We start from the raw sequence: 22,200 nt of genomic DNA on the forward strand, positions 1-22,200 counted from the left end.
GAGGAGCAGTCTTGGGACAAGTCATATTGGATGATTTCAGCCAGCAGATGGCGGATTATTTTAAAGAGCATATTTTTGAAAACCTGGACAAAATCATGCAAGGTCCGATGCTTTATCATTATACGTCCATGAAAGCTTTAAATAATATCCTTGACCGGGAAAAGTGTTTTTGGATTACCCGTGTGGACTTCATGAACGATTATAAAGAGATCGCCTATGTGACGGAAATAGTTCGGGCGATTATTGGTGAGATTGAGGACAGCAAAGAAAAAGAGACCTTTATTGCCTTATACAAGGATTTTTCCTCCACCGAAAGTTATTATAAGGATTTAAACATCTTCGCCTTTTCTTTAACGGAAAACCCTGATTCCTTGCCGCTCTGGTATAACTACGGGGCGAATGAGGGCTGCAATATCGGAATCGACGCCTCGAAATTTTTTGGTCAATCATTTAACTCACAAATTACCTTTGTTGGAAAAGTGGTTTATGATGAGGAGAAACAAAGGCAAATTGTGAAAGAAGTGATTACCAGACTGCTGAAATTGGTAAGAAACGCCAATTTATCAGAGGAGAGTTTTTCTCGTGTGCTGCTATTTACTTTCGGAACATTAGGCTGCTTTATTAAGCATCCCACCTTTGCCTGCGAAGAAGAATTCAGATTCATTTTCATCCCAAAATCCGATGAACACATCCACTTTCGGGTGTCCCGAGGGGCATTTATCCCGTTTATTAAAGTACCTGTGGTTGACCAAAACGATGAATCAAGGGAAGGCAAGCTTTTGGTTCGCAAAATAACGATCGGCCCCCGAACCAAATTAGATATTGTCAAGTCCGGGTTAGAATTCTATTTGTCAGTGAAAAAGCTAGAAGGAATAGAACTTTGTACGTCAAAAGCCCCATTAAGATTTTGAAGCGAACGGTAATCGATGCTGTTCGTTTTTTTCTACTGAAATGAGGAGTTGCTGTGTAGAGTGTGGGCTGAGTGTTACAATGTTTGGGACTCCCTAGAGGGGGATGTTAAGGGCTAAGCAGCGTGCAAACAGGAGTCAATATAATGAGTCGAATCAAGAAATCAATCATTTTTAAGTCTCCTTTGTATTTGATTTTGATACACTCAGTATAGACGAATTTTGTTAATCCATTTTGGAGGAATTGTAAATTTATTGTCAATTTTATTCCGATAACTGAAGGGAAGATAAGCTACAAAATGAAAGCAATGGTCATAGATCGATACGGTAAAAATGTTCCGTTACGCTTAATGGAGAGGCCGACTCCTATTGTGGGTGAATATGAGGTGTTGGTTGAAATTCATGCAGCCAGCATCAATCCTGTAGATTTTAAAATTAGAGATGGAATCGTGAGGCTGCTCGCGAAATATGAATTTCCTTTAACGTTGGGGAATGATTTTTCGGGGACGATCATCAAGAAGGGATCGAAGGTAACAAAGTTTTCAATCGGAGATGAGGTGTTTGGCCGGCCTAGAAAAACCAGAATCGGGACATTTGCTGAGATGGTTGCTGTTCACGAGGATGATATCGCCTTAAAGCCAGGTAATTTATCCTTTGAAGAAGCTGCCTCAATCCCATTGGTGGGATTAACGACTATACAAGCTTTTGAGATGATGGGGCTTAAAGCAGGACAAAAAGTCTTTATACCTGCAGGTTCAGGTGGGGTAGGCACCTTTGCAATCCAACTGGCTAAAGAAATGGGAGCATTGGTGGCAACCACTGTTAGCGAAAAGGGATACGACCTTGTTAAGTCCCTAGGGGCGGATATAATCGTTAATTATAAAAAAGAAAGTTTTGCAGAGATTATAAAAGATTACGATGCAGTATTTGATACGGTAGGAAAAGATACGCTGGTCAAATCGTTTGAAATTTTAAAACCGCTTGGAAAAATTGTTTCCATTGCCGCATTGCCTGATGCCAAATTTGCTAGAAAAGAAAATTTAGGTTTATTTCGAATGATTCTCTTTTCACTCGTCAACCTCAAAACTGCATCATTAGAAAAGAAGTATAACGTAGAGTATCTCTATCATTTCATGAAACCAAGCGGTAAGCAGTTAACCTTTATTAAAGGTTTAATCGAGCAGGGTAAAATCATCCCTGTAATCGACCGAGTGTATCCGTTTGTCGATACACAGGAAGCATTGGATTACGTGGAAACAGGACGAGCCAAGGGGAAGGTTATTGTCAGGATAAAGTAGAGAGAGCACTGAATCTTTTGTAGAGCTAGTATAATTGAAACGCTCTTTTCTGATAGATTGTTGCTTATAAGGGTCGCTCTTACGGACAAAATTCTCTTTGGAATCGATCAAAATGTCCGTAAGCCCCGCTCCTACGGACAAAACTCACTTTGGAATCGATCAAAATGTGGCTCACACTCTAAGCAATATGCACCACTATTTATCGAAAGAGTAAGCTCTCTCCACCCTGCAGATTCTCACTTTGTAATGCTTATACCATTCAGTTTGGCCCTTTTCCTGCGCCGCTTTATGTGCTGTATGTTCCTTCCATGCCTTTATCGCCTCCAAAGAGTCCCAGTAGGAGACGGTAATTCCTGTCTCTTTGTCACGGGCACTTTCAATTCCTAAGAAACCTTTTTGCCTCGAGGCTAATTCGACCATTTTTTCTGCCATCTTCTCATAACCATTGTCACCATCGGTTCGTACCGATGTAAAAATGACCGCATAGTATGGTGGTGTTGGAGTTTTGTCTGTGTTACTCAATGTTCGTTCCCCCTATCTACTTTGATGCTCAAACATAAGCCTTGAATCATTCTTTCCTTATTAAATCAATTGTGCTTGAAAAGGAAAATAAACCAAAAGTTGTATTTGATCTTTATATATGATTATAAGGTTGGAACAAATGATAAAGTCTCCCGTATTTCCTTATGTATGAATTTGGGCTGCCCTTATGATAAAATCGTACTATTGAAATCTCTTAACGAAGGAGCGACCGCATGAACATAGAGTTAAATTATAAAATCATCACAGATATGTGTGGAGCAGTCTCCTTCAAAAGAGGAGATTATTTTTATCGGACGAATAAAGTGACCTTCACCGAATATGGTCCAGATCGCTGCCAAGCAATGGTTGACGGGGATTTCCATGTGACTGTTGTAAGTGAAGCTGAAGGTAAGTTCCGCACTAGTTGCAGCTGCCCAAAGCTCGCTTCTTTTCAAAAGGATTGTCAGCATATTGCGGCGGTTTTATTGGTGATATACGATCATCAACGGCAAGGAACAACACCGAATTTACTGAATCAGGAGCTGACCGCCAGCTTGCTGACTATTTTCGATAATAAGCCCGTCCAGACCAGCGGACACCAGAATTATTTTGAAAAAAGAACCGTGCTGGATGCGAGGTTTAGCTGTAAACCAGTCGCTGCAGGCGAGGGCCGGCGTATTCTGGGCATTGAGATAGAGGTAGAAGAGAACGAGGTTCAAAATATCAGAGAGTTTTTGGACAAGGTCAGTAGTGGAAATCGATATGTTCTATCGGATTCCTTTACTTACGACCCGAGCCTTCATTGCTTTCAAAAAGAAACCGATGCCGTTATTCAGCAGCTGATTAACATGGTTCGAGATGAACAGGCGTATGGAAAGGAAGCTTTGGATCCGCAAGTCCTGCCGATTTCGGCATCCTTATGGGACCGGCTCCTGCCATTACTTATAAAGGCTCCCAGGGTCAAAATACAGTACAATGGCCAAACCTATGAAGAACTCCAGCTGTCAGACGGTTCGCTGCCATTACAGTTTGCTTTTACGGAAAATCTACTGGTGGTTGAAGGATTTGACCAGATACTAATTTTGGAAACCTATCGCTCCGTTCTTTACGACGGGAAAATAACACAATTGAAGAATCAGGATTTCCAGAGGTTATTGGAACTAAAACGAATGCTCCATGGTTCCGGGACCAACAAAATCCCTATCCCGCACGAACAAATTCCGTTTTTTCTTGAAAAAGTCGCCCCGGGATTAAAAGAGCTGGGGCAGGTGCAGATTGCCGATTCCATCACAAAAACCTGGATGAAAACACCGTTGAAGGTCAAGCTCTACTTGGATCGGGTGAAAAACCGACTCCTTGCCGGGCTTGAGTTTCACTATGAACATATGGTGATCAATCCGTTGGAGTGCAGGGAACTCCCCTCAGGCTCCATGGTCGTTAGGGATGTCGAGAGGGAAGCGGAAATCCTGCAAATCATGGAGGACAGCTCCTTCGCCAAGACGGATGGCGGTTATTTTTTGCATAATGAGGATCTTGAGTACGAATTTCTGGTCTATGTCGTACCGAGGCTGCAAAAGCTCGCCCAAATTTATGCGACAACGGCTGTCCGCAGTCGGATTTTTCGAGAAAATGTTTTTCCGAAAATAAGGGTGAAGGTAAAGAAGGAACGGACCAATTGGCTGGAATTCAAGTTTGAAATGGACGGCATTTCCGACAATCAGATTCGCGATGTCTTGGAGGCGCTCGAGGAAAAACGGAAGTATTATAGATTGCCGAATGGCTCTCTGCTATCCTTGCAAACAAGGGAATTCGAGGAGATTCAGCAGTTTCTCCATTCACCACTTATGAAGGCCGGTGACTTAGGGAATGGATTGGCCTTGCCTATCGAACAGTGTTTGCAGCTGCTGGATACGGTGGAGGTGAGCGATACCTTTAAGCTAGAGGAATCCTTCAGGCAGTTTATGGAGCAGCTCCGGAACCCGGGGAGCCTGGACTTCAAGGTGCCTCGCAGTCTTGAGCCTATTCTCAAAGATTATCAAAAAGTTGGCTTTAAATGGATGAAGACTCTTGCCCACTTTGGCTTTGGGGGAATCTTAGCCGATGATATGGGGCTCGGAAAGACGATTCAAAGCATCGCTTTTATTGTGTCGGTGCTTCCGGAAATTCGCAAGCAAAAGCAGCCGGTCCTCGTTATCTGTCCATCCTCTCTGACCTATAACTGGCTAAGCGAGTTCAGGAAATTTACGGGGACCTCCCAACTGCGGGCAGTGGTCATTGATGGTTCGAAGGAGGAGCGGAACAGGCAGCAACAGGATCTTTCCGATGTCGATGTCATTGTCACTTCCTATCCTTTGCTGCGTAAGGACATCCTTTGGTTTGAAAAACAAACCTTTCATACCGTGTTTTTTGACGAGGCCCAGGCCTTTAAAAATCCGTTAACGCAAACAGCCCGGGCGGTAAAAAAGCTGCAGGCCCATCATCGTTTTGCTCTGACAGGCACGCCGGTTGAGAACTCATCGGAGGAGCTGTGGTCGATTTTTCATGTCGTCTTTCCAGAGCTTTTCCTTGGCCTAAAGGAATTCAGCCAGCTGACCCGAAAACAAATCGCTCGCAGGATCCGGCCATTCTTGCTGCGCAGGATGAAGGAGGATGTCTTATCCGAACTGCCTGGAAAAATCGAATCGTTGGATTTGGTTGAGCTGTTACCTGAACAAAAGAGGTTGTATGCTGCTTACTTGGCCAAGCTTCGGCATGATACATTAAAGCATCTGGACAAAGACACGATTCGAAAAAATCGTATCAAGATTTTAGCGGGGTTGACCCGCCTGCGGCAGATTTGCTGCCATCCGGGCTTGTTCGTAGACGGCTATCAAGGCGGGTCGGCAAAATTTGAACAGCTCATGGAAATATTAGAGGAATCACGGATTTCCGGGAGACGGGTGTTAATCTTTTCCCAGTTTACGAAAATGCTGGCGTTGATTGGACGGCGGTTAACGGCAAAAGGACAGCCATACTTTTACCTTGATGGGCAGACTCCATCTGAAGAGCGGGTGGAAATCTGCGAACGGTTCAATCGCGGTGAACGCGACCTTTTCCTGATTTCCTTGAAAGCAGGCGGAACCGGCCTTAACTTGATGGGGGCGAATACCGTTATTTTATATGACACTTGGTGGAACCCGGCCGTCGAGGAACAAGCTGCGGACCGCGCCCACCGGATGGGCCAGCAAAATGAGGTTCAGGTCATCAAGCTTGTTGCCCGTGGCACCATCGAGGAAAAGATTAATGAACTGCAGGATAAAAAGAGGCACTTAATAGAGGAAATCATTGATTCGGATGAGAAGGCGATGGGGAGTCTTACTGAAGAGGATATTAGAGAGATACTGATGATATAGTTGTGTGTGGCGAACCTAGCTTGAATATCTTTTAATTGTACAATCGTATATAAAAGCTCTATGCTTCCGAACCGGCGAATTTACTAGACGTTCGGTCGCGTAGAAAGGGTCTATGCTCCTGAACTGGCGAATTTACTAGACATTCGGTCGCGTAGAAAGGGTCTATGCTCCTGAACCAGTGGATTTTCCAAACAATCGGTCGCATAGAAAGGTGCTAGTCGACCGAATAAGAAAGGCCGCGCCATCCCGGGGAGTTATGAAAGCTTTACAACGCCCAAACGGGAAAGGCCGCGCCATCCCGGGGAGTTATGAAAGCTTTATAACACCCAAACGGGAAAGGCCGCGCCATCCCGGGGAGTTATGAAAGCTTTATAACGCCCGAACGAGAAAGGCCGCGCCATCCCGGGGAGTTATGAAAGCTTTATAACGCCCGAAGGGGAAAGGCCGCGCCATCCCGGGGAGTTATGAAAGCTTTATAACGCCCGAACGAGAAAGGCCGCGCCATCCCGGGGAGTTATGAAAGCTTTATAACGCCCGAAGGGGAAAGGCCGCGCCACCCCGGGGAGTTATGAAAGCTTTTATAACTACCGAACGAGAAAAGTTGCGCCACCCAGGTAGTTATGAAAGCTTTATAACGCCCGAAGGGGAAAAGCCGCGCCATCCTGGGTAGTTATGAACGCATTATAACGCCCGAACAGGAAAAGTAGCCTCGTTACGGGTAGTTATGAACCCATCATAACCCCCGAACTAGTAAAGAACCTCCGCCTCGGGTAGTTATCACAAAACAATTCAACAAACTCTATTACGTAAATGCCGAAAAAGCCCTAGCAGCTACCTTTTCCATTACTTTTCCATGCTGAGTATCCTGTTTAGCCTCAAACACAACAATATTTGTAAAATCAGCATAAAGAATATCACCTTTATGAAACGGACCAAGTTCACGAAAATTGCCACTCGTCAATTCAGCTTCAAAAAAATCCTCCGTATCAAGCCTTTTCAATACAACCCGTACAGTGGAACCAACCGCATTGACATGTGAGACTTCCGCTGGTATGCCACCCCCGTTGGAAAACCTGCTCAACCCAATCTCATGGGGGCGGATATACCCAACCCTTTCTACCGCTGAATCCCTCGCAACTGCAACATCATTATACACAGCAGCCCCACGGAATTCATTTACCCGACCCAAAAAGCTATAAACAAAAGCATTTACTGGTTTTTCATAGACTTCCGCAGGAGTACCAATTTGTTCAATTTTCCCATGATTCATCACCACAACAGTGTCGGCCATCTCAAGTGCTTCTTCCTGATCATGCGTCACAAAAACAGTGGTAATATTAAGCTTTCGATGGATTTCCCGTAGCCAGTGGCGCAGTTCCTGGCGAACCTTTGCATCCAACGCTCCGAATGGTTCGTCGAGAAGAAGTACCTCTGGCTCCACAGCCAGCGCCCGTGCCAGCGCAATCCTTTGCCGCTGTCCACCTGAAAGCTGGGAGGGATAACGGTCGGCCACACCCTCCAGCTGCACCAGCTTTAATAATTCCAGTACTTTTTCCCTGATAACAATCCTAGAAGGCCGTAGTTTGCGCGGCCTTACCTTCAACCCAAAGGCGACGTTCTCAAAAATCGTCATATGCTTAAACAAGGCATAATGCTGAAATACAAAACCAACCTTGCGTTCTTTCACGGTTTTGAAAGAATAATCAACACCGTTGAAAAAGATCGAACCTGTATCCAACCCCTCCAGTCCTGCAATCAGTCTGAGAAGGGTGGTTTTCCCAGAACCGGAAGGACCTAATAATGCCACAAAATCGCCGGTTGATATTTCTAGGTTGATATCTTTGACGGCCGCAAAAGCACCAAATACTTTCGTTGCGCCACTGATTGTAATCCCCATATCTTAATCTCCCTTTCTATTTGTTTTCCATTCCAAAATACTTTTCATAACTAACGTAAGCAGGGCAAGCATGGCCAACAGAGAAGCCACGGCAAAGGCGGCGGTAAAGTTGTATTCGTTATACAAAATCTCAATATGAAGAGGGAGGGTATTGGTCAGCCCTCTGATGTGGCCGGACACAACCGAAACGGCGCCAAACTCCCCCATAGCACGTGCATTACAAAGAATCACGCCGTACAACAACCCCCATTTAATATTTGGGAGGGTGACCCGGAAAAACATCTGCCAGCCGCTCGCACCGAGAGTTATTGCAGCCTGCTCCTCCTCGGTGCCCTGCTCCTGCATAATTGGGATTAACTCGCGGACAACAAACGGGAAGGTGACAAAGGTAGTGGCAAGAACAATTCCCGGTATATTAAATATGATTTTTAAATTATTTGCTTCCAGTAACTGACCAAACACCCCATTTGAACCATACAACAACACAAACACGAGACCTGCAATGACAGGGGAAACAGCAAAAGGAATATCAATCAGGGTAATCAAAAAGTTTTTTCCCTTAAAATTGAATTTCGCAATTCCCCATGCGGCGATTACACCGAAAATGGTATTCAGGGGAACGGCGATGGCAGCGGTGATGAGCGTGAGTTTAATGGCAGACAGCGCATCAGGCTCCGTGATGGCCGCAAAGTATAATTCTATTCCCTTTTTCAATGCCTCAGTAAAAACCGCAATGAGGGGGATGAGGATAAAGACTCCTAAGAATCCGAGAGCCGTTCCAATCAGCAGCCATTTCCTTATCGGAGCCAGGGCAAACCGGTTGGCTCCTGGACTTTTTAGATGGACTTGTTCTCTAGCAATCATATTCTTCAAACTCCTCTAGGTCACTTGATGTTTCCTTGCCGTTCTCCATTGCCAAAAGTTAATTAAGAATAATAGAAGGAAAGAGATGACGAGCATAACGGCGGCAATGGCGGCAGCCCCCCCGTAGCTGTATTGCTCTAATTTTGTGATGATGAGCAGGGGGACAATTTCCGTTTTCATCGGCATGTTGCCGGATATGAACACGACCGAACCATATTCCCCCAAGGCCCTTGCAAAGGCAAGGGCAAAGCCCGTCAACATGGCTGGGAAGATGGCTGGAAAAATAATTTTGAAAAAAATTTGGGCCGAAGAGGCACCAAGTGTAGCAGCTGCCTCTTCGAACTGTTGATCCAACTCCTGTAAAACTGGCTGGACAGACCGGACCACAAAGGGAAGGCCGATAAACGTCAATGCTATCATGATTCCATACTGTGTATAGGCGATCTTCACCCCGGCGGCTTCGAAGTATTGCCCAATCCACCCATTCGGAGCATAGATGGCGGTAAGCGCTATGCCTGCAACTGCAGTCGGCAGGGCAAACGGCAGGTCGACAAGCGCATCAACAAGTCGTTTGCCGACGAAGTCATATCTTACTAATACCCAGGCGATCAGCGTTCCAAAAAGGACATTCACCATTGCAGCAACGAAGGAGGTGTAAAAAGTCAGTTTATAGGAAGCTACGACTCTATCATCCGTTATAGTCTCCCAAAATTCGGCAAAGCTTATCGTAGTTGCTTTTAAAAATAAAACAGCAATCGGGATCAGGACAATCAGGCTGAGATAGATGACCGTATACCCCATTGAGAGGCCGAACCCCGGGAGCACCCGGCGGCGTTTGGATTGATTAAACACGGGAAAGCCTCCAATCATTATGGTTTATAGATTTGGTCAAAGACGCCTCCATCATCAAAGTGAGTCTCCTGGGCTTTTTTCCAGCCGCCAAAAACCTCATCAATCGTAAATAGTTTGATATCAGGGAACTGGCTGGCATATTTTTCTGCGACATCTTTATTGCGTGGGCGGTAAAAATTCTTCGCGGCAATTTCCTGTCCTTCAACTGTATATAAATAGTCAAGATACGCTTTTGCTACTTCCTCGGTCCCATGCCTTTTCGCCACAGTATCCACTACGGAAACAGGAGGCTCAGCCAAAATGCTGACAGATGGATTGACTACTTCAAATTTGTCTTCGCCAAATTCCTTAAGTGCAAGATAAGCCTCATTTTCCCATGCAATTAATACGTCGCCGATTCCTCTTTCAACAAAAGTAGTCGTTGAACCGCGGGCTCCGGAATCCAATACCGGCACATTTTTAAAGAGCTTTGCCACAAATTCCTGCGCCTTTTGTTCATCACCATTATTTTGCAGCAAAGCATAGCCCCACGCCGCCAGGTAATTCCAACGTGCACCGCCGGAGGTTTTTGGATTCGGGGTAATGACAGAAACATCTTTTTTCACCAAGTCATCCCAATCCTTGATTCCTTTGGGACTCCCTTTTCGCACCAGGAAGACAATGGTTGATGTGTACGGTGAACTGTTGTCAGCCAGCCGCTCCTGCCAGTTCTCCGCGAGTTTGCCTGATTCGGCAATAGCGTCGATATCATAGGCAAGGGCCAGCGTCACGACATCCGCCTCCAAACCGTCTATGACAGAGCGGGACTGCTTGCCGGAACCTCCATGTGATTGGTTAATCGTCACTTTTTGACCGGTTTTCTTTTCCCAATAAGCTGCAAAGCTTTTGTTATATTCCTCGTATAATTCTCGGGTTGGGTCATAGGATACATTTAACAATTCAATCGGTTTCTTATTGGTTTCCTTTGCGGCGGCATCTTTTTTGGACTTGGCCGGTTCAGTTGAAGTTTGATTCGAGCAGCCCGCTGCCCCAACAAGAAACATTAGTGTAATTACCGTTATTAAGATTTTTTTGAGCATTTTTATCTCCCCTTTTTTTTGAATTGGCGGGCTTTTTTCAATAAAAAAAGCCCATTAGTTTTTGCATGTACATCGTCATGTACATCTAACTAAAGGGCCTTCGGGGGTCCGATCGGCAGCATATTCATCTTTCGTTTTTCCTTTGGTTGGTTACTTGGCTGGTCTTTTTCTGCAATGGCAGCCGGTGTCTTTCTAATCGGTCGATTTGCGTGATTTGTGATTCGTGAACGGTGATTTGTACGGTTCCAAATTCTAAGCCTTCCAACAAACTTTCGAGTTTTTCCAGCACTTGCTGATTAAGATGTGGTTTTAATGACAACTAAATCCTCTCCTTTTAATAGACTTATTCGGTTTTCTAATAAATCTTCAAGTGTTGTCCGCTCCAGGACATAGGCAATGGTATCCCTTACCAATGACCATAGCGGCTTTAATTGACAGCCCGCCTCTAAAGGACATGGTTCATATTTTGTAATGGATGCACAGGCCATCGGTGACAAAGGCCCTTCTAATTCCCGGATAATCTCTCCGATATTGATGTCCTGCGGCTCTTTAAGCAGCATATAGCCGCCTTTTGCCCCTCGTTTACTCATTACATAACCCAGTTTTTTTAATTGAAGCAGGATTTGTTCAAGGTAATTTGTCGTTACCAGGGTTTTGTCGGCGATTTCCTGGATGCCGAGGACAGTTCCTTGATGCCCGCCGAGCAGGAGCAAGGCCCTTAGGGCATATTCTCCTTTACTTGATACCTTCATGTAATTCCTCTCCTTAATGTTGAGTATTTCAGTCAACATTCACTGCTAAAAATAAATCCCTAAATGGAGTTCTGGGACAGGAATGTTACGAACAGGTATTAGTTTTTAATAAATATATGCAATGAAGAAGCGGAGGGCACTTATCCAATTCTTCTAAAGTTAGCCCATTTTATGATGGTAAAAATAAATTCCGATAATAACTATAGGATTACTTAATTAAAAATCATAATATGCCGTGTTTAAAAAATCAAGAACTTTTTGAATTTTCTTTTGAGGTAAAAAAAAGCCTAGAGAATTTATCACTCTAAGCGTTAATGTTTTGGTTAATTGTCCAGTGCTAGACCCAATGCAGTTCGGCTATCGTTTACCAACCGTTTATCCTTTTGACTATCCCCATACAAAAGCAGCATGATGAGCGAATAGACGGCTCTAAATCTAGCTAGCTTTTTTATTTCAGGAGCTGCATCACCATATAATTGGAAAAATAAATCCCTGCCTTCCGCCGGAATAAAACTGTACACAATCGATAAATCAATCGCCGGGCTGCCAATATGGACATCTCCCCAATCAATCACGGCCGACACTATGCCACTATTATCAACCAGCATATTCCGAATATGAAAATCGCCATGAACCAGCGTTTTGGTGTCATTCTCTAAAGAGCCCTTAATGTTTGAAAGAAATAACCGCAACCGCACCCGTTCACATTCCTCTATCAAACCTAAATCCATTGCCTTATCTATATTTGCTTCCAGCATCGGCTTTCTTTTTAAAATATCCGTCCGGCCCAGCTCGTCATAAGGAACGCCGAGCATCTCCGCTTCGCTTACCGGAAATGCATGCAGTGTTTTTAAAAATAAAGCCAAGCCCTCAACTGAGAGAAGCCGCTGTTCTGTGGTTAAACCAGACAAAGTTTTCCCGCTTAACAGTTTGTACCCGGCAAAAGGCCACGGATACCCGTCTTCAGGAATGCCATGAAAAATAGGATTCGGCACGGGGATTGGCAGCAAAGGGGCCACGACCGGAAGTAGCCGGTTCTCAACCTGAAGCAACTTAACCGATATTTCACGTCTAGGAAAACGAAATACAAACTGCTCATTTACCAGAAACACAGAATTGTCAAATCCCTCACCTAAGACTTGTATCCTTACACGTTTCAACTGCGGAAACTGTTTTTCAATCATCCTAGCTGCTTCTTCATTCGAAATAACCCTTTCAGGCGACCATGGCACACTCATTCATTAAACCTCCGATTCCATTATTCAAATTATATTATTTCTAGTAAAGGAAATATAATCGCCGTTTTGAACAAGAATCGACAACAAGAAACTACAATCTTTTAATTGGACGTAAGGTATAGTTTAGATTGAGTGCATCTAAGGTATACAAGCAGTTCTTATAATAGTTAAGATCAAAGACCAATACCAACTCTAATCTAGGAGGATGAGAATTGTGAGTGAAAAAATTATTGATCATCTGAAAAAGAAAGGAATTGCTGTATCCGAACACCATATTCAGCCATTAATGGCACAATGGCAATCCTATCAACAATTAAAGAACAACCCGCATCTTGAAAAACTTGCAGACTATAACATTGGTTTAAAACACGTGCCGGGGGGAAATGTGAATGAGTAAAAATTTAGCCGCCATGTCGATTGGGGAAGCCTCCCCGCTGTTACGGGATAAGGAGATTTCTCCAGTTGAATTGACCAAAGCTGTTTTAGAAAATATTGATCGATACGACGATGAAATCAATGCCTATATTCAAGTTGAAAAGGAAAGCGCTTTAAAATCCGCTGCAGCGGCTGAAAAAGATATTCTTCAGGGGAATTATCGCGGGCGACTGCACGGCATACCGATGGCCTTGAAGGATATTTTGTACTTTAAGGACGAGAAAGTCACGGTAGGTTCAAAAATCCACCAGGATTATATTCCGGATTACGATGCAACGGTAGTAAAGAAATTAAAAGAGGAAGGCGTTATTTTTACAGGAAAATTGAATATGCACGAATACGCCTGGGGGGCGACGACAACTAACCCGCATTTCGGGGCCTGCCATAATCCCTGGGATTTAAGCAAAATTCCTGGCGGTTCAAGTGGCGGTTCAGGAGCAGCAGTTGCTGCCGATATGACCATTGCCTCCCTTGGGACGGATACAGGCGGTTCCATCCGAATTCCAGCCTCTAGCTGTGGAATCGTCGGCCTAAAACCAACCCATGGCAGAATCAGTAAGTTTGGATGTTTCCCGCTCGCATGGTCCCTGGACCATATCGGACCAATGACCAAAACGGTGTATGATGCAGCATTGCTATTAGAAACCCTTTCCGGTTACGACCCTCAAGATCCGACTTCCGTGGATACTCCAGTGAAAAACTATACCGAGCTGCTATCAGAAGACCTTTCCGGGAAGGTTATTGGTATAAATGAAGACTATTTCTTTAAAAATGTTGACAAACCGGTAGAGGAAGCTGTCCGTGCCGCTCTTATGCAGCTTGAAAAGATGGGTGCCAAAATTGAACTAGTCAAGATTCCTACTCTTGCCGCATCTGAATTTGCCGAGTTGGTCACGATTGTTTCCGAAGCAAGCGCCATTCATCATGCCAATATGCTTAAACGTCCTGAGGACTTTGGCGACGACGTTCGCTTTTTATTGGAGTTCGGTGAACTGATTCCAGCAGTTGACTACCTGCAGGCACAGCAGGTCCGTCTTCAACTAAGTAATGATTTTGCTCATGCTTTTAAGCACGTGGATGCTCTGATTTCGCCAACACTGCCGTTCCTGCCGCCTGCTATCGGTGATAATTCAGTCGACATTAATGGCAATAAAGAAAGTTTCCTTGACCAGGTGATTCGCTTCACGGGACCAGGCAATTTGACTGGACTTCCCGCACTAAGCCTGCCATGCGGTATCAGCAATGGTCTGCCGGTCGGTTTGCAAATAATGGGTCCTGCGTTTAAGGAAGAAAATGTTTTAAACGTTGCATTTGCAATTGAAAAGCTAAATCTTATGCAAGGGCAGAAGCCAGATTTAACAGGTGTAGTCTCCCATTAAAAAAGAAAGGCCAGACCCCCTATTACGGCGAAGTAGTAGGAGTCTGGCCTTTTTTCTCGATTTTTAAATCAACTTTTTCACTTAAAAATGTCGAACCCAATACAAGGACACCGCCAATCATCTGTAACCATGTCATACTTTCGTGCAGGAATAACGCCGCGATGATGACGGCGGAAATCGGGTCAATATAGCTAAGAACTGCAATGGTTTGCCCTTTTAGTTTTTGAATGGAAGTAAAGTACATGAAATAAGCTAAACCCGTATGTACAATACCCAGTATTAAAATAAAAATAATCGAAGTAGAGTTCAATCCAGCAAGGTTAAGCTGCCCTTGCCACAATACATAGGGTAACAGTACTAAAGCTCCCGCCATTAATTGAACTAATGTCATTTCAAAACCAGATAGATTTTTAATGAATTTGTTCATTAAAATTACGCTGGCATATAAGGATGCCGCCAAAAGGCCATAGAATATCCCTAAGGTATGATTGTGTGAGCCGCTTCCCCCGCCAGGACCGTTCTGCACGATTAAAAATAAGCCCGCCATAGCCATGGCGATACAAATAACCTTCACACCCGTCAGTTTCTCCTTCAGAACCCAAGGAGCTAACATCATCACAAATATTGGTGCGAAGTAATAGCTGATTGTGGCATTGGATATGGTCGTATACCGATAGGACTCGAATAAAAAAATCCAGTTAAGACCAATTGCCCCGCCTAATAAAAGGAGAAGCACCGCATTTTCTTTCAGCGCCTTCATAGACGGTTTGTGTTTTACTAGAAAACTAGCTAAAAGCAGGAATAGACTGCCAATCACCCCGCGTAGAAAAGCAATCTCACTTGAACTCAAATCAATCTTCTTAACAAACACCCCGATGCTGCCAAAGATGAGCATCGTCATGATTAATCTAAATTTCACACTCATGTAAAACCCTCCCAGATATTCTAATCCAACCACAAACTTGCTAATTTCTCAATATCTATTTGAATGGAAGACCCACATGTTAATAGAACGGGGAAAAGCTAAAATGCCACAGTTTTTACCAAACTATTGATTATTTCGATATTTCTAAATTATTTTCCATCAAATACTATTGAAAATATTCGCATTATTTTATATTATTAAAATCATAAAATGAAATTGCATTTCACAAAATGAAACCGTTAGGAGTGTCATAATGGTTCAAAAAGTGTTAGAGATTGATCAGTTAAAAGTCGGTATTAATGATGATGGGAATAAAATTGCGATTGTGAACGGAATCAGCTTCTCCCTGAATAAAGGTGAGACACTTGGGATTGTAGGAGAATCCGGGTGCGGGAAGAGTATGACATCGCTATCGTTAATGGGGCTCCTGCCGCCTGGCGTGGAGTGGTTCGACGGCGATATCAAAACAGAGAGCCTTCATTTTAAGGATTTCAAAAAGAAGGATTGGCGGAAAATCAGAGGAAAAAGACTTGCGATGATTTTTCAGGAGCCGATGAGCTCGCTAAACCCGGTTTACACAATTGGCCAGCAAATTGTCGAAATGGTTTTAAGCCATGAGAACGTTTCGAAGAAACAAGCCAGAGAACGCGCGCTAGAAATGCTGAAGCTTGTCGGAATTCCAAGACCGGAGCAGGTTCTTGATGAATATCCATACCAGCTTTCCGGTGGGATGCGGCAGAGGGTCATGATTGCGATCGCCTTATCGTGTAATCCGGAAATCCTGATTGCTGATGAACCGACAACGGCATTGGATGTAACAATTCAAGCGCAAATCCTTGAGTTGATGAAAAAGCTGCAGGAACAATTAAATATGTCGATTGTGTTAATCACACACGACCTCGGTGTTGTGGCTGAAATGTGCGACCGCGTCATCGTCATGTATGCGGGAGAAATCGTCGAAGAAGCACAGGTGGTCGAACTGTTTGATCGCCCAAGGCATCCGTACACGAAGGGTTTATTATCCTCCCTGCCGGATGTGAACGAAGAAAAGGAGTACCTTTCTTCAATTCCAGGCGTGGTACCGGCACCAGGGAAAATGCCTTCCGGCTGCCGCTTTGCCGCACGCTGCAGCTTTGCTCATGAACGCTGCAAGAACACACCGCCATTATTTGAGGTGAACGGTTCAAAGGTAAAATGCTGGCTCTATGAAAATGGTGATTCGGAGGCGGTACTGTGACACAAAATCCAATTTTGCAAGTACAAGACTTAAAGAAATACTTTCCCATAAAGGGCGGGGTTTTTGGCAAGAAGACCCTAAAGCAAGTTAAAGCCGTAGACGGAGTTTCGTTCGATGTATTTGAAGGGGAAACCTTTGGAATCGTCGGTGAGTCAGGCTGCGGGAAGAGTACGACCGGACGGACGATTCTTAGATTACTAGAGCCGACGGAAGGAAAGATTCTTTTCCAGGGAAGAGATATTGCCGAGCTTTCAAAAAACGATATGCGAAAGCTGAGAAAAGATATTCAAATTATCTTTCAGGATCCGTTTGCGTCGTTAAACCCAAGAATGAAAATTAAAGAAACGATAGAGGAACCGCTGATTAATTTCGGGGTGACCGACAGAAGTGAGCGGGAAAAACGGGTCTTGGAAGTGGCCGACCAAGTAGGCTTAACTAAGGCGCAATTAACCAGATTTCCGCATGAATTTTCCGGAGGGCAGCGCCAGCGGATTGGGATTGCCCGGGCGCTGATTTCAAAGCCTAAGCTGATTATCGCCGATGAACCGGTTTCGGCCCTTGACGTTTCCATTCAGTCACAGGTTCTTAACCTCATGAGAGATTTGCAGAAAGAGTTTGGACTGACCTATATTTTCATCTCTCATGACTTAAGCGTGGTTAAGCATTTCTGTGACCGGATTGGCGTGATGTATCTTGGGAAAATGGTAGAGGTAGCGGATAAAAACCGTTTGTATGATACTCCGCTTCATCCATATGCAGAAGCTTTGCTTTCAGCATTGCCAAGCTCCCATCCGCTTCAGAAGAAGCAGCGGATTATTCTTCAGGGGGATGTCCCAAGTCCTTCTAATCCGCCGAGCGGCTGTACCTTTCATCCGCGCTGCTTTAAGTGCTTAGATGTTTGTAAAACGGAACAGCCAAGCCTGCAGGCGGTTCATGAGGACCATCTCGTTTCCTGCCATTTATATCAAGGCGCCAAGGAACAGATTGCCGCAGGTGAATCTCGATGAGTAAAACAGTAAAAAAAGCTTTGCAGCTTCTTGATATTTTTACGGAACAGAGACCTTACTGGAAGCTGGATGAGATTTCTACTTTTACAGGTGTCCCTAAGCCAACGTGTTTGCGCCTGCTAAGAACTTTTGTAGAACTCGGTTATTTAAAAAAGATGACCTTCCAGCAGGAGGGGCTCGTGATTGACGGAGAAAGCTACGGGCTGGGGTTGAAATTCCTGGAAATGGGAGAGCGAGTAGCCGGAAGGTTCGATATCCGCCCAATTGCTTATCCTTATATGAAAAAGCTTCAAGAGCAGTTTAATGAGGCTATCCAATTGATTGCCCGGGAGCAGGACGAAGGTGTGTACATTGAAAAGGTAGAAAGTACACTGCCCGTTCGGCTGTACACAAAAGTGGGAAGACACGCCCCGTTATATTCGGGAGCATGCCCGCGTGCCATTCTCGCCTATTTGCCTGAAGAAAAAATACAAGAGATTTTGGACAAGCCTCTGACAAAGTATGCCAGCCAGTCTCCGGCAACGAAAGAGGATGTTCTTCTCTTAATCAAGCAAATACGGGAAAGGGGCTATTCGTACAGCGACTCGGAATTAGAAGAGGGAACCGCGTCGATTGGCGTACCAATTTTTAATAGCAGCGGAGCTGTCCAGTACGCGTTAAGCATTGCCAGTTTTTCAACCAGCCTGCCAAGAGATAAGGTGGATCATTTTGTTGGACCGCTTTGGGAGGCAGCTGCTGAAATTTCCAAGAAATTAGGCTATAACCATCCATATCCATATGGAAAAACCATAGCAACGAATCAAACATAGGGGTGAGAAAAAGCATGAAGAAGAAATTGTCAGTACTATTTGCACTGTTACTTAGCTTCACACTTGTTTTATCCGCTTGTTCTTCAGGCAAGAGCGAAAAATCCAATGCAAGCTCTTCTGGTAAAAGTAAAGAAGAGAATCCTGTTAAAGACCGTGGAAATGAAATTGTTATCGGTGTTACAAGTGAACCGCAAAACTGGGATCCAATTGATACATTTTTGCTAGATTGGAGCACAGTCGCTACCTCTGTATTTGAAGGATTAGTAGACCGTACGCTAGATCTAAAACTGGAGCCAGGACTTGCAGAAAGCTGGGCATACCTGGACGATAGCACACTTCAATTCAAACTGCGTAAAGGTGTTCAATTCCATGACGGCGAGCCATTCAACGCGGAGGCTGTCAAATTTACGTTTGACCGTTTATTAGGGCCAGAAGGACAAAAGGGTCCTCAGTATGCCAACTATAATTCAATTGATCATGTAGAAATTGTCGATGAATATACTGTTAATTTTAAATTGAAATCCAAGGACCCAGTCCTATTAACGAAACTTGCCGGCTATGGTGCCGTTATTGTACCGCCTAAATACATTCAGGAAAAAGGCGACGAGAACTTCAATAACAACCCTGTTGGTACAGGACCATTCAAGATGACAGGCTATAAGCGCGACCAAGAAATCGTGTTAGAAAAGAACCCGAATTATTGGAAACAAGGATTACCGAAGTTAGATAAAGTTACTTTCAAAGTTATTCCAGAAGCTTCTACTAGATTAGCAGAGCTTCAAACTGGAAAAATCGATATCATGAAACGTGTCGAAGTGGCCCAGGCAAAAACAGTTAAAGAATCAAGTTTCCTAGAATTAAAAGATGTTGGTACACCAACTGCATTCGCCATTCGCTTCGATACATCGAAAAAACCAATGGATAATAAATTAGTTAGACAAGCGATTAACTACGCGATTGACAAAGAAGGGATTATTAAAGAAATTTTAGGTGGATACGGTAAGCCAATCAGCACATTCCAAAGTGAACTTTCATTTGGTAACAACCCTGACTTGAAGCCATATCCATATGATAAAGAAAAAGCGAAGAAATTATTAAAAGAAGCAGGAGTGAAAGAGGGTACAGCACTCGACTTCTACATTCCAGGCACCGATGGAAACTTTAAAGAGATTGCTCAGGCTGTTTCCTTCTATTTGGAGGAAGTTGGCTTAAAGGTAAATATTCATACTGCAGACGGAACAACGATGAACTCTGATTTAATTCCGAACGGCAAGGTCGGTCATATGTACCGTAATGGCTGGGGCGGATGGACGCTCGACTTTGATAACACAGCATACTTAATGTACCACGAAGGTGAATTCTGGAACCCATCGTTTAAAGATGCAAAGGTTGAAGAGCTGCTTGCAGCAGAGCGTGCGACCGTTGATCCTGAAAAGAGGAAGGTCCTCTTCAAAGAGTTAACAAAAGTTTTATATGATTTGGCACCAGAGGTTAACTTATACTCAGCCGTTGATCTATACGCTGTCAATAAACGTGTTCAAAACTTCCAGCCGCCACACGAGGACCGTATGCGCCTAGAAGAAGTATCAGTTAAGTAAAAAAATACTGCTCGCTTAACGCTCCGGCCTCCTAAAAGGAATGCTAAGCGCGATGCGTTTTAATGGCCGGATACAAATACTGATTGGCTTAAAAAAGAGATAGTATGGTCCTCATGCTATCTCTTTCTTTATCAAAGAGGACGGAGGAATAACATGATAGCTTACGTGATTCGAAGATTACTTCACACGGTTTTAGTTGTATTTGCGATATCGTTATTAATCTTCTTTTCGATCCGCCTGACGGGGGACCCGGTGACGGTGATGTTTTCCGCAGGTGAACCAACGAAAGAAGCAATAGAGGAAGTAAGAAGAAATCTCGGGCTCGACCAGCCGCTTTATGTGCAATATTTAATCTTTTTAAAAGGACTTGTAACGTTTGACTTTGGCGAATCATTTCGTAGCCATATGCCAGTCATGGATTTAATTATGGAAAGAGCGGGTGCAACTTTGGCTCTTGCCATTGGCGGCACAATCGTTGCTATTTTAATCGCCTTTCCGGTCGGAATTATTTCAGCCGTGAAGCGCGGTTCCGTCGTCGATTTCTTCGGGCGTATTTTTTCCCTAATTGGTATTTCCTTCCCGAACTTCTGGTTGGGAATCATGCTGATTTTGATTTTTGCCGTTAATTTAAAGTGGCTGCCATCCTCAGGTTTTGATGGACCGCAGCATTTGATTTTGCCATCGATTACATTAGGGATGATTCTGTCCGGTATTTTGGCAAGACTTGTCCGTTCGTCCATGCTGGAAGTCATGAATCAACAATATGTGTCAACAGCAAAGTCGAAGGGCATCAGCGATTGGGCGGTTATTATCAAGCACGCTTTCCGTAATGCCTTGCTGCCGACCATCACCTTTCTTGGTCTACAATTTGGCTCCTTACTCGGCGGAACGGTCATCGTGGAAACGATTTTCTCGTGGCCTGGAATCGGACGTTTGATTATCGATGCCATCAACCAGCGTGATTATCCTGTTATTCAAGGCGGCGTCATTTTCCTAGCCATTATCATGGTGGTAGTAAATTTAATTGTTGATTTAAGTTATTCATTGATTGATCCAAGAATTAAGACCGGAGGGAGTGGACGAGCATGACAACCTTACAGCAACAGGTTCAGGAGGAGGTTGCCATTCTTCCAAAAAAAAGAACCGTTCTTCAAAGCTTTTTACGTTTTGTGAAAAAGAACCCGGCCGGCTTTATCGGGATTTTACTTGTTCTTCTCACCGTGAGCTGTGCGCTATTTTCGCAATGGATTGCACCGTTCGATCCAACTAAGGCAAGCCTTTCATCAAGGCTTTCACCACCGTCTTGGGCAGACGATACCGGCAAATCTGTGTTTCTCCTCGGGGCTGACCAGGTAGGACGTGACCTTTTAAGTAGAATCATTTATGGGGCAAAGATTTCATTAATGGTTGGCTTTTTTGGAGTATTGATTTCCATGATTATCGGAACCATCCTTGGCCTGATTTCTGGTTACTTTGGAAAATGGATGGATGATTTAATCATGCGGGTGGCGGATATCCAGTTAGCCTTTCCGTTTATCCTGTTTGCAATTGTTATTATGAGCGTACTTGGAACGGGGATTTGGAAAATTATCCTTATTCTAGGATTAACGTATTGGGTCGGTTTTGCCCGTCTCATCAGGGGACAGGTCATTTCGCTGAAGGAGCAGGAATATATTCAGGCGGCAAAAGCCATTGGCGGCACGCAGTTCAGGATTATTCGTAAGCATATTTTGCCGAATGTCATGTCATCCATTCTCGTTCTGGGAACGATGTATATTGCGGAATTTATTTTATTAGAAGCTTCGTTAACGTTCTTAGGCTTGGGCGTTGACCCGACAGTACCTTCGTGGGGAGGCATGCTCGCAGACAGCCGTAACTATGTTACAACTGCCTGGTGGACAGCAACTTTTCCAGGGATTGCGATTATGTTGACTGTTTTAGGATTCAATTTACTTGGCGACTGGCTCAGAGATAAATTTGATCCGAATATGAAGATGTAGGTGATGAT

The 22,200-nt window shown here is 44.2% G+C and carries 20 protein-coding genes; 11 read left to right on the forward strand and 9 right to left on the reverse strand.

Annotated elements, in window-relative coordinates; all coding sequences use genetic code 11:
• The first annotated feature begins 11 nt into the window (after positions 1-11).
• Complete coding sequence (locus tag ACNQGS_RS13245) at positions 12-911, forward strand: DUF2971 domain-containing protein (protein ID WP_491487716.1); 900 nt, start codon at positions 12-14, stop codon at positions 909-911.
• A 296-nt stretch (positions 912-1,207) separates the two neighbouring features.
• Positions 1,208-2,206, forward strand: a complete 999-nt coding sequence (locus ACNQGS_RS13250) for an NADP-dependent oxidoreductase (protein WP_491487717.1) — start codon at positions 1,208-1,210, stop codon at positions 2,204-2,206.
• 195 nt (positions 2,207-2,401) lie between these two features.
• On the opposite strand, the gene ACNQGS_RS13255 is transcribed toward ACNQGS_RS13250, so the two are convergent.
• Positions 2,402-2,728 carry an antibiotic biosynthesis monooxygenase family protein gene (locus tag ACNQGS_RS13255; protein WP_491487718.1) on the reverse strand — a complete coding sequence of 109 codons (327 nt, stop codon included), beginning with the start codon at positions 2,726-2,728 and terminating at the stop codon, positions 2,402-2,404.
• Between the two features lie 233 nt (positions 2,729-2,961).
• Here ACNQGS_RS13255 and ACNQGS_RS13260 point away from each other — a divergent pair, with 233 nt between their 5' ends.
• Entirely contained in the window at positions 2,962-6,120 is a 3,159-nt protein-coding gene (locus tag ACNQGS_RS13260; protein ID WP_491487719.1) for a DEAD/DEAH box helicase, read from the forward strand.
• Positions 6,121-6,922: 802 nt separating this feature from the next.
• Here ACNQGS_RS13260 and ACNQGS_RS13265 read toward each other — a convergent pair.
• The 7 genes from ACNQGS_RS13265 to ACNQGS_RS13295 form a co-directional block, all read right to left on the reverse strand.
• Complete coding sequence (locus ACNQGS_RS13265; protein WP_491487720.1) at positions 6,923-8,017, reverse strand: sulfate/molybdate ABC transporter ATP-binding protein; 1,095 nt, start codon at positions 8,015-8,017, stop codon at positions 6,923-6,925.
• A 3-nt stretch (positions 8,018-8,020) separates the two neighbouring features.
• The gene (gene cysW / locus ACNQGS_RS13270) at positions 8,021-8,881 is read right to left on the reverse strand and encodes a sulfate ABC transporter permease subunit CysW (RefSeq protein ID WP_491487721.1); all 861 of its coding nucleotides are present in this window, start codon (positions 8,879-8,881) and stop codon (positions 8,021-8,023) included.
• Between the two features lie 15 nt (positions 8,882-8,896).
• Positions 8,897-9,733, reverse strand: a complete 837-nt coding sequence (gene cysT / locus ACNQGS_RS13275; protein ID WP_491487722.1) for a sulfate ABC transporter permease subunit CysT — start codon at positions 9,731-9,733, stop codon at positions 8,897-8,899.
• Positions 9,734-9,750: 17 nt separating this feature from the next.
• On the reverse strand, positions 9,751-10,812 hold the full coding sequence (locus tag ACNQGS_RS13280) for a sulfate ABC transporter substrate-binding protein (RefSeq protein WP_491487723.1): 1,062 nt from the start codon (positions 10,810-10,812) through the stop codon (positions 9,751-9,753).
• Positions 10,813-10,936: 124 nt separating this feature from the next.
• Positions 10,937-11,131: a YezD family protein gene (locus ACNQGS_RS13285; protein WP_491487724.1), complete on the reverse strand. Its 195-nt coding sequence runs from the start codon at positions 11,129-11,131 to the stop codon at positions 10,937-10,939.
• Positions 11,109-11,564: an RrF2 family transcriptional regulator gene (locus ACNQGS_RS13290; protein ID WP_491487725.1), complete on the reverse strand. Its 456-nt coding sequence runs from the start codon at positions 11,562-11,564 to the stop codon at positions 11,109-11,111. The genes ACNQGS_RS13285 and ACNQGS_RS13290 overlap by 23 nt, the downstream gene beginning before the upstream one ends.
• A gap of 323 nt (positions 11,565-11,887) precedes the next feature.
• Positions 11,888-12,802, reverse strand: a complete 915-nt coding sequence (locus ACNQGS_RS13295; protein WP_491487726.1) for a phosphotransferase — start codon at positions 12,800-12,802, stop codon at positions 11,888-11,890.
• A gap of 214 nt (positions 12,803-13,016) precedes the next feature.
• On the opposite strand from ACNQGS_RS13295, the gene ACNQGS_RS13300 reads away from it, so the two are divergent.
• Complete coding sequence (locus ACNQGS_RS13300) at positions 13,017-13,199, forward strand: hypothetical protein (RefSeq protein ID WP_491487727.1); 183 nt, start codon at positions 13,017-13,019, stop codon at positions 13,197-13,199.
• A complete protein-coding gene (locus ACNQGS_RS13305; RefSeq protein WP_491487728.1) occupies positions 13,192-14,616 on the forward strand; it encodes an amidase in 1,425 nt (474 codons plus the stop codon). The genes ACNQGS_RS13300 and ACNQGS_RS13305 overlap by 8 nt, the downstream gene beginning before the upstream one ends.
• Positions 14,617-14,638: 22 nt before the next feature.
• Here ACNQGS_RS13305 and ACNQGS_RS13310 read toward each other — a convergent pair whose 3' ends face one another.
• Entirely contained in the window at positions 14,639-15,541 is a 903-nt protein-coding gene (locus ACNQGS_RS13310; RefSeq protein WP_491487729.1) for a DMT family transporter, read from the reverse strand.
• A 253-nt stretch (positions 15,542-15,794) separates the two neighbouring features.
• On the opposite strand from ACNQGS_RS13310, the gene ACNQGS_RS13315 reads away from it, so the two are divergent.
• From ACNQGS_RS13315 to ACNQGS_RS13340, 6 genes are all read left to right on the forward strand, one after another.
• Positions 15,795-16,778, forward strand: a complete 984-nt coding sequence (locus ACNQGS_RS13315) for an ABC transporter ATP-binding protein (protein WP_491487730.1) — start codon at positions 15,795-15,797, stop codon at positions 16,776-16,778.
• Positions 16,775-17,785: an ABC transporter ATP-binding protein gene (locus tag ACNQGS_RS13320; RefSeq protein ID WP_491487731.1), complete on the forward strand. Its 1,011-nt coding sequence runs from the start codon at positions 16,775-16,777 to the stop codon at positions 17,783-17,785. The genes ACNQGS_RS13315 and ACNQGS_RS13320 overlap by 4 nt, the downstream gene beginning before the upstream one ends.
• Positions 17,782-18,594, forward strand: a complete 813-nt coding sequence (locus tag ACNQGS_RS13325) for an IclR family transcriptional regulator (protein ID WP_491487732.1) — start codon at positions 17,782-17,784, stop codon at positions 18,592-18,594. The genes ACNQGS_RS13320 and ACNQGS_RS13325 overlap by 4 nt, the downstream gene beginning before the upstream one ends.
• 14 nt (positions 18,595-18,608) lie before the next feature.
• On the forward strand, positions 18,609-20,192 hold the full coding sequence (locus tag ACNQGS_RS13330) for an ABC transporter substrate-binding protein (RefSeq protein WP_491487733.1): 1,584 nt from the start codon (positions 18,609-18,611) through the stop codon (positions 20,190-20,192).
• A gap of 153 nt (positions 20,193-20,345) precedes the next feature.
• Positions 20,346-21,281, forward strand: a complete 936-nt coding sequence (gene nikB / locus ACNQGS_RS13335; RefSeq protein ID WP_491487734.1) for a nickel ABC transporter permease — start codon at positions 20,346-20,348, stop codon at positions 21,279-21,281.
• Positions 21,278-22,192, forward strand: coding sequence for an ABC transporter permease (locus tag ACNQGS_RS13340; protein WP_491487735.1), 915 nt, complete (start codon positions 21,278-21,280; stop codon positions 22,190-22,192). The genes nikB and ACNQGS_RS13340 overlap by 4 nt, the downstream gene beginning before the upstream one ends.
• Positions 22,193-22,200: the final 8 nt, after the last annotated feature.

Source organism: Neobacillus sp. PVCKKU3 (genome assembly GCF_058323225.1).

What these genes read in the sequence shown, in the direction of transcription:
- ACNQGS_RS13305 (WP_491487728.1), top strand. Translation starts at nt 13,192, where the DNA reads ATGAGTAAAAATTTAGCCGCCATGTCGATTGGGGAAGCCTCCCCGCTG.
- ACNQGS_RS13295 (WP_491487726.1), bottom strand. Translation starts at nt 12,802, where the DNA reads ATGAGTGTGCCATGGTCGCCTGAAAGGGTTATTTCGAATGAAGAAGCA.
- ACNQGS_RS13250 (WP_491487717.1), top strand. Translation starts at nt 1,208, where the DNA reads ATGAAAGCAATGGTCATAGATCGATACGGTAAAAATGTTCCGTTACGC.
- ACNQGS_RS13330 (WP_491487733.1), top strand. Translation starts at nt 18,609, where the DNA reads ATGAAGAAGAAATTGTCAGTACTATTTGCACTGTTACTTAGCTTCACA.
- ACNQGS_RS13340 (WP_491487735.1), top strand. Translation starts at nt 21,278, where the DNA reads ATGACAACCTTACAGCAACAGGTTCAGGAGGAGGTTGCCATTCTTCCA.
- nikB (WP_491487734.1), top strand. Translation starts at nt 20,346, where the DNA reads ATGATAGCTTACGTGATTCGAAGATTACTTCACACGGTTTTAGTTGTA.
- ACNQGS_RS13310 (WP_491487729.1), bottom strand. Translation starts at nt 15,541, where the DNA reads ATGAGTGTGAAATTTAGATTAATCATGACGATGCTCATCTTTGGCAGC.
- ACNQGS_RS13265 (WP_491487720.1), bottom strand. Translation starts at nt 8,017, where the DNA reads ATGGGGATTACAATCAGTGGCGCAACGAAAGTATTTGGTGCTTTTGCG.
- ACNQGS_RS13290 (WP_491487725.1), bottom strand. Translation starts at nt 11,564, where the DNA reads ATGAAGGTATCAAGTAAAGGAGAATATGCCCTAAGGGCCTTGCTCCTG.
- ACNQGS_RS13280 (WP_491487723.1), bottom strand. Translation starts at nt 10,812, where the DNA reads ATGCTCAAAAAAATCTTAATAACGGTAATTACACTAATGTTTCTTGTT.
- ACNQGS_RS13315 (WP_491487730.1), top strand. Translation starts at nt 15,795, where the DNA reads ATGGTTCAAAAAGTGTTAGAGATTGATCAGTTAAAAGTCGGTATTAAT.
- cysW (WP_491487721.1), bottom strand. Translation starts at nt 8,881, where the DNA reads ATGATTGCTAGAGAACAAGTCCATCTAAAAAGTCCAGGAGCCAACCGG.
- ACNQGS_RS13325 (WP_491487732.1), top strand. Translation starts at nt 17,782, where the DNA reads ATGAGTAAAACAGTAAAAAAAGCTTTGCAGCTTCTTGATATTTTTACG.
- ACNQGS_RS13260 (WP_491487719.1), top strand. Translation starts at nt 2,962, where the DNA reads ATGAACATAGAGTTAAATTATAAAATCATCACAGATATGTGTGGAGCA.